Annotated in this window: 9 protein-coding genes; 6 read left to right on the top strand and 3 right to left on the bottom strand. The window is 55.9% G+C overall.

Going from position 1 to position 12,273, the window contains the following annotated elements:
• Positions 1-111 precede the first annotated feature (111 nt).
• Complete coding sequence (locus P1X16_RS17295; protein ID WP_277231461.1) at positions 112-1,053, top strand: phosphatase; 942 nt, start codon at positions 112-114, stop codon at positions 1,051-1,053.
• Between the two features lie 304 nt (positions 1,054-1,357).
• Here the strand turns inward: P1X16_RS17295 and P1X16_RS17290 are convergent, their stop codons facing one another.
• Positions 1,358-2,437, bottom strand: coding sequence for a putative zinc-binding peptidase (locus P1X16_RS17290; RefSeq protein WP_277231459.1), 1,080 nt, complete (start codon positions 2,435-2,437; stop codon positions 1,358-1,360).
• 378 nt (positions 2,438-2,815) lie between these two features.
• On the opposite strand from P1X16_RS17290, the gene P1X16_RS17285 reads away from it, so the two are divergent.
• The 4 genes from P1X16_RS17285 to P1X16_RS17270 all read left to right on the top strand — a co-directional run bounded on the left by P1X16_RS17285 (position 2,816) and on the right by P1X16_RS17270 (position 7,502).
• Positions 2,816-4,270 (top strand): circularly permuted type 2 ATP-grasp protein, encoded by a 1,455-nt coding sequence (locus tag P1X16_RS17285; RefSeq protein ID WP_277231457.1) that lies wholly within the window; start codon positions 2,816-2,818, stop codon positions 4,268-4,270.
• Between the two features lie 66 nt (positions 4,271-4,336).
• Positions 4,337-5,272 carry an alpha-E domain-containing protein gene (locus P1X16_RS17280; RefSeq protein ID WP_277231455.1) on the top strand — a complete coding sequence of 312 codons (936 nt, stop codon included), beginning with the start codon at positions 4,337-4,339 and terminating at the stop codon, positions 5,270-5,272.
• Between the two features lie 57 nt (positions 5,273-5,329).
• Positions 5,330-6,316, top strand: a complete 987-nt coding sequence (locus P1X16_RS17275; protein ID WP_277231454.1) for a transglutaminase family protein — start codon at positions 5,330-5,332, stop codon at positions 6,314-6,316.
• Positions 6,317-6,437: 121 nt separating this feature from the next.
• Entirely contained in the window at positions 6,438-7,502 is a 1,065-nt protein-coding gene (locus P1X16_RS17270) for an Ldh family oxidoreductase (RefSeq protein ID WP_277231452.1), read from the top strand.
• Positions 7,503-7,589: 87 nt separating this feature from the next.
• Here P1X16_RS17270 and P1X16_RS17265 read toward each other — a convergent pair whose 3' ends face one another.
• Complete coding sequence (locus P1X16_RS17265) at positions 7,590-8,417, bottom strand: murein L,D-transpeptidase catalytic domain family protein (protein WP_277231451.1); 828 nt, start codon at positions 8,415-8,417, stop codon at positions 7,590-7,592.
• Between the two features lie 278 nt (positions 8,418-8,695).
• Entirely contained in the window at positions 8,696-9,538 is an 843-nt protein-coding gene (locus tag P1X16_RS17260) for a murein L,D-transpeptidase catalytic domain-containing protein (RefSeq protein ID WP_277231449.1), read from the bottom strand.
• A 673-nt stretch (positions 9,539-10,211) separates the two neighbouring features.
• Between P1X16_RS17260 and hscA the strand changes: the two genes are divergently transcribed.
• Entirely contained in the window at positions 10,212-12,071 is a 1,860-nt protein-coding gene (gene hscA, locus P1X16_RS17255; protein ID WP_277231447.1) for a Fe-S protein assembly chaperone HscA, read from the top strand.
• Positions 12,072-12,273 lie beyond the last annotated feature (202 nt).

The raw sequence follows: 12,273 nt of genomic DNA, 5'->3' as shown, positions 1-12,273 counted from the left end.
CTGTAGCAACTTGCACTGACGTGAGAAGGCCCTTCGCACGCTCAGGATGACAGGGGAGTATAACAATCTGATTTCAAATAGATAAATCACGGAATGCTGCCTCTCCACTCCATGCACCGTCGCCTCGCCCTGATTGACATGGGCACCAACACGTTTCACTTGCTCATTGTGGAGCTACCCGAACAACGGCACACCGAGCCGCTGGTGCTGTTGCGCACCAAAGTTGGCGTACGGCTTGGGCAGGGCGGCATCAGCAAGGGCGAAATCACCCCGGAGGCTTTTGGGCGGGCCTTGCACACCATGGAGGCATTTCAGGAGGAAATCGAGTTGCATCAGGTGACGGACGTGCGGGCTACGGCTACCAGCGCCGTGCGCGTAGCCTGCAACGGCGCGGAGCTGGTGCAAACTATTTTCGAGCATACCGGCATTCGGGTGGAGGTAATTCCTGGCGAGCGAGAAGCGGAGCTGATTACGAAAGGCGTTCGGCAGGCAGTGCCTCTCGGCAACGAGCGCAACCTGATAGTGGACATCGGAGGTGGCTCGGTGGAATTCATCATTGCCGATGAGGTCACCATTTTCTGGAAGCAAAGCTTCGAAATTGGGGCGCAGCGCCTACTCGACAAGTTTTTTCCGGATGCCAGTGGCGTTATGCCCGCCACGGCCGTAGCCGCCGAGCAAGCTCACCTGAGCGTGGTGCTGGCTCCGCTCGTGGCGGCCATTCAAGAGTATCAGCCGGTGGGCATTGTGGGTGCTTCCGGCAGCTTCGACAGCCTCGCTGACATGCAGATTGGCCAGCTGCGCAACGAAGCCGACCTTCCGCCCTGCACCGAGCTAGCTATGAGCAGCTTCCAGGAAAGTTACCGCCAACTGCTTAGTGGCAACCACGAGCAACGCAAAGCCATACCTGGTATCCTGCCCATGCGCGCCGACATGCTCGTAGTGGCCTCCGTGCTGTTCGATTTCGTGCTAGGCGTCAGCGGTATCACCCGCATCCGCACCTCGGCCTTCGCCTTAAAAGAAGGCTTGCTGGCAGAAATGATGAACATTGGTTAGCAGGTGTTTTTGAGCAGAAGCTAAAGAAAAGAGTTGCCTCCAAACAGAAGGGGCTAAAGGCTAACGAATCGTTGTTTACCGAGCCCGTCATGCTGAGCGTAGTGTAACGAAGCCGAAGCATCTCGCTAGTGTGGTGAATTCATTTAGCCTCACAACGTCAGCACGCGAGATGCTTCGACTGCGCTCAGCATGACGTTCTAATAAACAATTCTTCGGTCGACCACCCTTAGTCCTTCCTCAGATGAGGAGGGGAACTAGCTTGTAAAGTCTTGACTTTGTGAAAATTGCCCTTTACCCTGCCTAGTTAGTGCCCTGCTTCTTGGCAAACGCGGTGGATAAAGGACATCTTCTCGACTACCGCGGGGCGGATGATGAAGGGGTAGGAATCGGGCTGGCCCATGCTGCGGTTGAGACTATTCATGGCAAACGTGAGGGGCAACCACTGATCCATGATGCGCTGGAAGTCGTCTTGCTCGTAGGGTTCCTCCTCGATGGTAGCTTGCAAGTGCTGGTGCGTTTCAGCCACCACGGGGTTCACGCTCAAGCCAAAGGCATGCGCCGTTTGCAGCGTATCGACGATGTGCAGATAGTGGGCCCAGGTTTCGGCCCAATCTTCCCACGGATGGCTGCTGGCGTAGGAGCTGATGAAGTGCTGAGCCCAATCGGTGGGCGGACCTTGGGCGTAGTGGCGTTTGAGGGCTTCCCCATAGTCTTCTTGCTCGTCGCCAAACAGCGCCCGAAATTCGGTTAGGTGCAGCGTGTTGTCGATTAGCCGGTCCCAGTAGTAGTGGCCCACCTCGTGGCGGAAGTGCCCGAGTAACGTGCGGTACATTTCGGCCATGGCTTTGCGGGCCATTTCTCGCTCGATGTCGTCGGCTTCGGCAATGTTGATGGTAATGAGTCCTTCGTCGTGGCCGGTCATCACCCGTTCGCCGCCTTCCTTGTTGGGGTCGGCCAGGAAGTCAAACCAGAGGCCCCGCTCGGGGTCCACGGCCTTGCTCACGACGGGCAACCCCATGCGTAGCAAGCTGTAGACTAGGCGGTGTTTGGCTACTTCCAGCCGCTGCCACCGCGCCCGGTGCTCGGGCTGCTCTAGGTTAGGTATGGTATGATTGAGGGCGCAAGCGGTACAGAAGGGCGTGGCATTGCCGGCTGGCACCAGCCAGTTACAGGCTTGTTCGGTGTGGTTGTGGCAGTACGTATAGGTTGGGGCCGTGGGCTCGGTTGCGCCATAAAGCCGAAAGGTGGAGCCGTCGGGTTCTGGTACGAGCGGTAGCAAGCGCAACTGCTGGCTCTCGAAGCCGAGCGGGTATTGGCACTTTTCACACTTATCATTTTCGAAATACAGCAGCTGGCCGCAATGAGTACACTTGAAAAGTTGCATCGGGTTGGAAGAGAAGGTCAGGCTAGAGTTGGGCCTGTGTACGATTGATTACGTAAAGCTGCTATCTGGTGGGGCAGCACTGACATTGTGATTCGCTTTCTGTACGAGAACTGGTAGCAAAAAACAACAGGTATCAAGTGCCTCACTAGCATACAGTAGCTTGAGTTCATAGTCTTAATTACGACAAATAAGAAATCAGCTACTTTCTACGTAAGCCCCTAAGCAAGTGGCACTAGCAGACCAAAATCATATAAAAGATCAAAATAGCTCTATAAATTAAGAGGCATTCCGCATTTTATTCCCGTATTTCCTGCATCACCCCCCTTATAGACAAAGGCAGGCTTTTTACAATCTTCTGTTTTCTCTTTCCACTGTCGTATGCAATCCACCTCGCTTCTTCACTCCTACCGGGAACAGGCCAACGTGTGGGACGAAATGTTTCAGACGGAAAACATTCGGCCGGAGTACCGCAACTTCGTAACGGCTATTGAGAACCTACCGGGCACAGAAATGACCCGCAAAGTGGAACTCGCCAAAAAGCTGTTTCTGAGCCAGGGGGTCACGTTTACGGTGTATAGCAGCGGGGAAGGCATCGAGAAAATCTTTCCCTTCGATATTATACCGCGCATCCTCAACTACGAGGAATGGGTCCGAATTGAGGCGGGCATCAAGCAACGGCTGAAGGCGCTCAACATCTTCCTCAAAGACATCTATCACCAGCAGTTCATCATCAAAGACGGCATTATTCCGGCGGCGCTGGTGTACTCGTGCCCGCAGTTTTTGCGGGAAATGATGAACGTCAACGTGCCCTACGACATCTACACCCACATTGCGGGTGTGGACCTGATTCGGGACCACGACGGCGAGTTTTACGTGCTCGAAGACAACCTACGCACGCCGTCGGGGGTGTCGTACATGCTGGAAAACCGCAGTATCACCTACCGCATTTTTCCTGACTTGTTGCCCAAAAACAACGTGCAGCCCGTCAAGGACTATCCTGATCTGCTGTTTCGGAATCTGCTGGCGCTCGGCAACCGGCAGGCCAGCGAGGCCACGGTAGTGTTGCTGTCGCCGGGCATCTACAACTCGGCGTATTTCGAGCATAGCACGCTGGCGCGTCTGATGGGGATTCGGTTGGTGGAAAGCCGCGACTTAATCGTGCACGACCATTTCGTGTACATGAAAACCACCCGCGGCCTAACCCGCGTCGATGTTATCTACCGCCGCGTCGACGACGACTATATCGACCCACTGGTGTTCCGGCCCGACAGTGCGCTCGGCGTGTCGGGGCTGTATTGGGCGTACCGCAAGGGCAACGTGGCCATTGTGAATGCCATGGGCAACGGCGTGGCCGACGACAAAGCCGTGTACTGCTACGTGCCCGACATGATTCGCTACTACCTCAACGAGGAGCCCATCCTCAAGAATGTGCCCACCTACCAGCTCGACGATCCCGACAAGCGCCAACTGGTGTTTGACAATATGGCGCGCATGGTCATCAAGCGTACCAACGAGTCGGGCGGTTACGGAATGCTAATCGGCAGCAGCGCCACCGAAGAGGAAATGGATGCCTTCAAAGCCGCTATTAATGCCGATCCGCGCAGCTTTATTGCGCAGCCCATCATCAGCCTCTCCTCCACCCCCTGCTACATCGACGGCGTGCTCCAGCCCCGCCGCGTCGATTTGCGGCCGTTTGCCCTCTACGGCCCCACCGGTATCGACATTGTGCCCGGCGGCCTCACGCGGGTAGCCCTGCGCGAAGGCTCGTTGGTGGTCAACTCCTCGCAAGGCGGCGGCAGCAAAGATACCTGGGTGCTTGGGCCGACACAGTAGCACACTCCAAAACCACTACCTCGCTTTAGCGAACAGACCTCACACGCTTATTTCACAACTCCACCTATGCTAAGTCGCGTTGCTGACACTATTTATTGGTTGGGCCGCTACATGGAACGCACACAGTCCATGCTGCAAGTGGTTCGCATCAGCTACATCACTTCGCAAGATGAGCACCGGTACTTGGGCTGGAAGCCGTTGCTGCACAACTACGGCGACCTTACCCGTGAGGAAATCAACGAAACGGTGCGCGACACTGCCCAAATTATCGGACACTTGGTGTTCGACAAGGCGAATGCCGTATCGGCGTACAACAACATCATGCACGGCCGCGAAAACGCCCGCGCTGTGCAAGACCACATCACCAAGGAGGTGTGGCAGAGCCTCAACGAGTATTACCACACTATTCGGCAGGAAGAAGTAGCCCGGCAAGCCACCGTAGAAGACCCTGTATCGGGCCTGGATATTCTGCTTCGGCAGGGCTTATTGTTCACCGGAACTGTGCAGCACACCATGCCGCGCGACGAAGGCTACGTGTTTCTGAACATGGGCAAGTACCTGGAACGCGCCATTCAGACCACCGACATTATCCGCCTCAACCAGCACGCTTTTTCGCAGACCGAGCAGCACCCCATGGGCGCCCCGGAGCTGCGCTACGTGCTGTACGCCCTCTACGGCCACGAACTGTACTCGAAAACCTACAAGGGCATTCTGGACGCGGAGTCGGTGCTGCACATGATAGTGTACAACCAGGATTTTCCGCATTCGTTGTCGTATAGTCTCCGCCAGTTGATGCGCGGTTGTGAGCGGCTGAAAGACAAAAGCCTGCCGGCTAGCTACGAGCAATTGCGTTTTCTGGTAGGCAAGGTCAAGAACAGCGTAACGTATAGTGGACTACAGGCGGGCAACGAAGCGGTGCTCGACCAATTTTTGCTGCAAACCCGCAACGAGCTGCTGGAAATTACCACGGCTTTGAACAAGTATTACTTCGGCAACAGCTAAGGCTTGCGGTTGTTGACAGGCGCATTTTTTCAGACATAGCTTAATTCTGGCAGCCGTATGCCTTTCTACAAAATCAAGCACGTAACCCGCTACGCCTACGCCGCCCCGGTTATCGACTGCGCCAATCAGCTGATGATTTACCCGCTGGAAGACGACCGGCTGACGGTGAAGAACCACAACGTTTCTATCTCGTTCAACCCCGACGTGGCGTTTTTCACCGATTATTTCGGCAACCAAGTGGGCGTGTTCACAGTGATTAGCCCGCACTCGGAGTTGGTTATTGATTCCAACCTCGAGGTAGTGACTACGCCTATCCAGTTTCCCATGGACGAAGCGTCGGCCGAAGATCAGTGGCGCAACCTAGTGAGTTTGCGGCACGACGTAGCTTACATGGACTTTCTGACCCCGGAGGCGTCGGAGCTGCATGAGGAAATAGAGGATACCTTGCGGAGCATCGTCAATGGTGATGATAAGCCGCTGAAAAACGCGCTGGTGTTGTCGGAGTACGTGTACGACAATTTCGGCTACCAAAAGGGCGTGACCAACGTGGAAACGCCCACCGACGAAATCTGGCGGCTGCGCGCGGGCGTCTGCCAGGATTTTGCGCATATGTTGCTGTTCATGCTCCGCCAAATCGGGATTCCGGCCCGTTATGTGAGCGGCTATGTGTGCCCCAAGGAAGAAGGCGTCCGCGGGGCGGGCGCTACGCACGCCTGGGTGGAAGCCTACATTCCGTTCTACGGCTGGCTGGGCCTCGACCCCACCAACAACTGCATCGTCAATGACGGGCACGTGCGCATGGCCATCGGCCGCAACTTTTCGGATTGTACGCCTATCAAAGGCACTTACAAAGGCACCGGCGCGCACACGCTCACGGTATCGGTACACATCGAGAACGGCGAGCCGACCAAGCAAGCGCACACCGATACGGAGGTAGAGGAGCCAGTGTACGTGCAGGAAGTGAAAGAGCCGATTGTTCCGATTAACTCCTACCGCAAGTACGTGACTTGGGAACAACAGCAACAGCAGCAACAACAGCAGTAGCCGGCACCTCTGCCCGTTTTGGAAAGTGACGTAAGTTTGGGCTCTGAATCAGGGACCGGCTCGACTTCGCCGTTGCCCTTCAAGCCCCAACCTTACTTGTCGCCGCTGCGGTGGCTCTGCCATGATTTTCTCTTACAACCAACTCTTCTCTTTCACTGAAGCTGTTTTCCAGAGCATCGGCTGCCCTGAGGCCGATGCTACCTTGGCCACCGAAACGCTGCTCTCCGCTGATTTGCGCGGCATCGACTCACACGGGGTAGCACGGCTGGTGGGCTACGTACGGCTGTGGGAAGCGGGCCGCATCAATGCCGCCCCCCGCGTGGGCGTGACGTACGAAACGCCGAGCACCGCCATAGTGGATGGCGATGGGGGCCTGGGCCTAGTAGTAGGCCCCAAAGCTATGCAAGTAGCTATTGAGAAGGCGCGGCAGGTCGGCACGGGCTGGGTATCGGTGCGCAACTCCAACCACTTCGGCATTGCGGGCTACCACGCCATGAAGGCCCTGGCCCACGACATGATAGGTATGGCCATGACCAATGCCTCGCCCCTGGTAGCACCCACCTACTCGCTCGACCGGCTGCTGGGCACCAATCCCATAGCCGTAGCAGTTCCGGCCGCCAATCAGCCCGACTTTGTGTTGGATATGGCTACCACCACCGCCGCCAACGGCAAGCTCGAAATTGCCCAGCGGAAGAACATCCCTATTCCCGAAGGATGGGCGCAGGATGCTGCTGGCACAGGTTCTACTGACCCCAATGCCGTGAAAAATGGTGGGGCCTTACTGCCGCTAGGTGGTGCCACCGGCTCGCACAAGGGCTATGGGCTTGGAGCCGTGGTGGACATCTTTTCGGCGGTGCTTTCCGGGGCCAACTACGGGCCGTGGGTGCCGCCGTTTGTAGCGTTTCTGCAGCCGCCTGCCGATCCGGTAGGCCAAGGCATCGGCCACTTCTTCGGCGCGATGCGCGTAGACGCCTTCCGCCCCGCCGACGAGTTCAAAGCCCACATGGACAACTGGATTAGCACCTTTCGCAATGCCCGCGCCACTGAGGGCCAGCACGTCCTCATTCCCGGTGACCCGGAGCGCGAAACCGCCGCTCACCGCCTCCTCGACGGTATTCCTTTGCTTGACGCTGTGATTAAAGATTTGGAAACAGTAGGAGCTAAGTTCGGTGTGAAGCTTTCGTAAGACATTTACAACACCAAACCTTATACAAGCAGAAAGCCCACCCTTGTTTCCAAAGGTGGGCTTTCTGCTTGTATCGAAAGACTGTTGCTAGCTATTGTTAGCAAGCAGCGTGTTGATGGCAATATCTTGGTTCAGATACTTCGAAGAGTAGCTTTCATCGTTGCCGTTCAAGAACAGACAAGTACCACCGTTAACGGCGTCGATTATCTCGTCTTTTTGATCCATTGGCAGCGCGGGGCAGCCAAGGCTACGACCCAAACGGCCGTTTTGCTTGATGAAATCCTCACTCACGTAATCGGCCCCGTGCATAACCACGGAACGTTCGAGGGCATTGGTGTTGAAGCCTTCGTCTACGCCGTCGAGCTTGAGGGAACGGCCATGCTTACCTACGTACTCGTCTTGCGTTACGTAGAAACCAAGGCTACTCATGTTCGACTCGTTCTTATTGGAGAAGGCAGTGGCTTCGTTTTCGCCGGAATTGTGGCCGTGCGCAACCAGCGTGTTGAACTTCACTTGCTTGTTAGCCAAGTCGATTACCCACAAACGCTTAACGGTGCTAGGCAAGCCAAAGTCAACTACTGTGAGCAGCTGCTTGTCGTTGGACAAGCGGCCTTCGCTTTGCAGGTTAAGGTAACCGGTTAAGGCTTTCTCGAACACGTCAAAGCGCAAACCCTGACTTTCGAGCCCGAGTTCTTGATATAAATTGTGCGTCCGTTGATTAAAGAAAGTTGCCTGCAACTCCTTCACGGAAGGCAATTTGGCTTCCGTGCTAGCAGCACGTACTTTCGAGTTAATAACAGGGCTGGCCAACGGCGTAGCCATAAATAGCGACGCCACGAAAGGCAACACCCGGCGCGCTACCCGACGGGCGCGACGCTTGAAACGCTGGCGATATACTACACTAGTTTTTTCCATCTGCGCTGAAAGGGTTGCCCCTGCTTTTTAGATGAAACCCCTTGAAAATGAGGCTACCTGAGAAGACTATACGCAACATCCGTGCGAATGGTACACGACGCGAGTGTTTTTCGCGCTGTGAGTAAGTAAAACACCTCTAGCGCCGTATTGATTTCATATTCACTATTTTATTTTTACTATCCATTGGCCTACAGCCTTATAGCACGCAAAATACCTTGCCACTCTACTAATGGGCATCAAAGGGCGCAACTACTGTAGCCAAGCAGGGCTTAATTAGCTTAATGCCAGCCGTGCGCTGCTAGTTGCTGTGCTGCCACCACGCCGTCTAGCCACTTCGACTCCATACCGGGGCCGCTGAGCATCAGACAAGACCCCTGGGGCAAGCTTTTGATAATGGCCCGGTACTGGTCGGGCGGCAACGCCGGGCACCCGCGGCTGTAGCCAACTTGCCCGTGCTCCTGCAAGTAGGCGGCACTCACGTAGTCGGCAGCGTGCAGCACTACGTAGCGTGATTCGGCATTGGAATTCTGCCCGGCATCGAGGCCATGCAAGCGGCGCGATAAGCCATGCTTGCCGCCATAAGTATCTTCGGTGCGGTAGAATCCGAGGGAGGTACAAGCCGAATGTTTGGTATTGGAGAACCGGGAGGCACGCAGATGCCCCGAGCCCCGCCCGTGCGCCACGTGGCTACGGTGCAGTACGCGGCCCGCTGCGAGGTCCAACACCCACAGGCGTTGCTCGGAAGAAGGCAGATCCATATCGGCCACAGCCAGCACGCCAGGTTTCTTGATGCGCCCGGCATGGCGCAATGCTAGGTAACCCACGCAGGCTCGCTCGAGCACTTCGGGGCGGAGGCTAGCAGCTTCTAAACCAAGCGCAGCGTGCAATTCCTGTACGGCTTGGTGCAGCGAGTCGGGCACGGCCGACAAAGGCAACAGTGGCGTTAGTCGCAACGAATCCGGTACAGCTGCCGCAACAGCCGACGTATCTGGTGCCGCTTTGGCTACGGATTGGGTAAGCCCTCCCGCCGTTTGCGGATTTCCTTCGGCTAGTTGGCAGCCACCGGCGGCGCATAAAGCCAATGCAAGGCCAATACTCGAAAGTGGAAAGCGCTGGAACATGTGGCCAAGTTACCACTTGCAAGCAGTTTCAACGCCCTCCGTTTCAGTTTTTCCGCTTCTAGGCTTCTCCATGTTATCGAAGCAGGATGGTGGTTGTTCCAGAGCAGGAATGGGTCGACCCTACCGTTCAGACCTTAGGCGCAATACCCCATCCAAAACTCTGTAGTTAACCGGACGGGATATACAGGCAGAACTACCCCTTAAATAATTGTTTCTCGCGCGCTGAGCTAAGCCTGCTGGCCGCAGCTATAGCGAAATAAACCAGGCTCTACTGCGAGATTTTAAAGAAAAGAAGGAAACGGGCAACCACTCCGCTGCAAATCCGGTAGGTCTAAAAGCAAAGTAGGAAGTAGCAACAGTAGGTAAATGAGCGGTTGGCCGACCAAAGACAAGCCAAGCTCAGTACGTACTGCGAGAGGAGTCTGCGAGTGGTAGTTGAGCTCAGGAAACCTTGGCGTACTATCTGATAACCATACGTAAGCACAACCGTGCTTGCGCTGCATTACGCTGCAATTCCACTTAAATCTTTTGCTTGACGACAGTCCGTAAGTAGTGAAACCGACGCCCCGCTATTTCTTCACTATTTTTGCGGCTGCGCGCGGGTCGATGGTTAAGTTACCGTCGGGTTCCGTTTCGCCCACTTAGCGCGCTCCGGCGCTCTGCCTTTTCACGCATGGCCAAAGTTGCAATCAACCTCTCCACCGGAAGTATACAGCAGGAAGAAATCATTGTCGGCATCGACTTAGGCACGACCAACTCGCTGGTTGCCTACATCCACCCCGACACCCGGCAGCCCCTGGCCATCAACGACCAAGGCCGCGGCACCATCGTTCCGTCGGTAGTGCACTTCCCGGCCGGCGGCGAAACCCCTATCGTCGGCACCGACGCCAAGGAATACCTGCTCACCGACCCGCAGAACACAATTTACTCGGTGAAGCGCCTGCTCGGCAAGAGCTACAAAGACCTCGGCGGGCACGCATCCGACCTCGGTTACAAGGTGATTGACGATAATTCGGAAGGCTTGGTGAAAATCCGCGTCGGGGAGAAGTTCTATTCTCCTATCGAGCTGTCGGCGGAAATCCTGAAAGAGCTGCGGGCCCGTGCCGAGCACGCCCTCAAGACGCCCGTCAATAAAGCCGTTATCACCGTACCGGCCTACTTCAACGACTCGCAACGCCAGGCCACCCGCGACGCGGGCCGCCTGGCTGGCTTGGAAGTTCTGCGCATCGTAAACGAGCCTACCGCCGCCGCGCTGGCTTACGGCATCGGCCTCTCGCCCGACGAAGAGAAAACGGTAGCGGTGTACGACCTCGGCGGGGGCACCTTCGACGTAAGTATCCTGCGCATTCAGCAAGGAATTTTCGAGGTACTGAGTACTAACGGCGACACCTACCTCGGCGGCGACGACCTCGACCGCGCCATTATCAACCACTGGACCGCGCAGCATCAGTTAACTTCTACCCTAGCCCAGAACGTGCCGCTGCAACAGGAACTGCGCTTGTTAGCCGAAGCCGCCAAGAAATACTTAAGCCAGCACGACGACTTTGGCGCCAACTTCGACGGCCTCGTGTTGCGCCTCACCAAACCTGAGTTCAACAACTTAGTGCGGCCGCTAGTAGAGCGGACCATCGTTTCGTGCCGACAGGCGCTAGCAGATGCCAAGCTTTCCCCCAAAGACCTGGATGCGGTGCTACTGGTAGGCGGTTCTACCCGCGTACCACTCGTGTATGATTCTGTGTCGGAGTTCTTCCAGCAGCCAGCCAACAACTCGCTGAATCCTGACGAGGTGGTAGCCCTAGGGGCCGCCATCCAAGCCGATATATTGGGCGGTAACCGGCGCGACGTGCTCCTGCTCGACGTGACGCCTCTCACGCTAGGCATCGAAACGCTAGGCGGTCTGATGGACCCCATCATTGCGCGCAACTCCAAAATCCCCACGAAGGCGGGCCGCCAGTACACTACCAGCGTGGACGGTCAGGTGAACCTAAAGATTTCGGTATATCAGGGCGAGCGGGATTTGGTAAATGAAAACCGCAAGCTCGCCGAGTTCGATTTGCGGGGCATTCCGGCCATGCCGGCTGGCCTGCCCAAGGTGGATGTAAATTTCATTCTGAACGCCGACGGCATTTTGAAAGTAGAAGCCATCGAGTTGCGCTCTGGCACCAGCCAAGCCGTCGAAATCAAGCCGCAATACGGCCTCACCGACGACCAAGTGGAAAAGATGCTTATGGACTCGCTCACTTTCGCCCGCGAAGACGTAGCAGCCCGCATGGTGATTGAAGCGCGTACCGTAGCCGAGCAGATGCTCTACCAAGTGGAGCGGTTTGTGGAGAAAAACCACCTGCATCTGACTGAAGATGAAATAACGCTCACGGCGGCCGCCACCCAAAACCTGCGTGAAGCTCTCGAGACGAAAGAAAAAGATACCATTCTGAAAGCCGTCGACGAATTAGAAGCTCTTACCAGCCCTTATGCAGAGCGGGTAATGAACATCTCCATCAAGCAGGCGATGACCGGCAAGAAGATTGGGTAGCTTTTCGTTTAGAGTTTTCAACAACCTGCGCAAGCTGCATTCACGCTAGCGCTTGAGATTATGATTCCGTAGTACCTTCACCCGCCCCGCTAGCCTCTAGCGGGGCGGTTTGCTATCCGGCCGTTCTGCCCCATCAAAAACGGCAATGCATTGAGAAAAGCGCCACTTGTGGTAATAAAGAGTACATAAATTGTTTCACTTG

The sequence above is a fragment of the Hymenobacter sp. YC55 genome, assembly GCF_029433095.1.
GTDB lineage: Bacteria > Bacteroidota > Bacteroidia > Cytophagales > Hymenobacteraceae > Hymenobacter.
This window is presented reverse-complemented; position numbering and strand designations above follow the sequence as displayed.

Coding starts and splice junctions, on each gene's coding strand:
- P1X16_RS17295 (WP_277231461.1), top strand. CDS start 112: ATGCACCGTCGCCTCGCCCTGATTGACATGGGCACCAACACGTTTCAC.
- P1X16_RS17290 (WP_277231459.1), bottom strand. CDS start 2,437: ATGCAACTTTTCAAGTGTACTCATTGCGGCCAGCTGCTGTATTTCGAA.
- P1X16_RS17285 (WP_277231457.1), top strand. CDS start 2,816: ATGCAATCCACCTCGCTTCTTCACTCCTACCGGGAACAGGCCAACGTG.
- P1X16_RS17280 (WP_277231455.1), top strand. CDS start 4,337: ATGCTAAGTCGCGTTGCTGACACTATTTATTGGTTGGGCCGCTACATG.
- P1X16_RS17275 (WP_277231454.1), top strand. CDS start 5,330: ATGCCTTTCTACAAAATCAAGCACGTAACCCGCTACGCCTACGCCGCC.
- P1X16_RS17270 (WP_277231452.1), top strand. CDS start 6,438: ATGATTTTCTCTTACAACCAACTCTTCTCTTTCACTGAAGCTGTTTTC.
- P1X16_RS17265 (WP_277231451.1), bottom strand. CDS start 8,417: ATGGAAAAAACTAGTGTAGTATATCGCCAGCGTTTCAAGCGTCGCGCC.
- P1X16_RS17260 (WP_277231449.1), bottom strand. CDS start 9,538: ATGTTCCAGCGCTTTCCACTTTCGAGTATTGGCCTTGCATTGGCTTTA.
- hscA (WP_277231447.1), top strand. CDS start 10,212: ATGGCCAAAGTTGCAATCAACCTCTCCACCGGAAGTATACAGCAGGAA.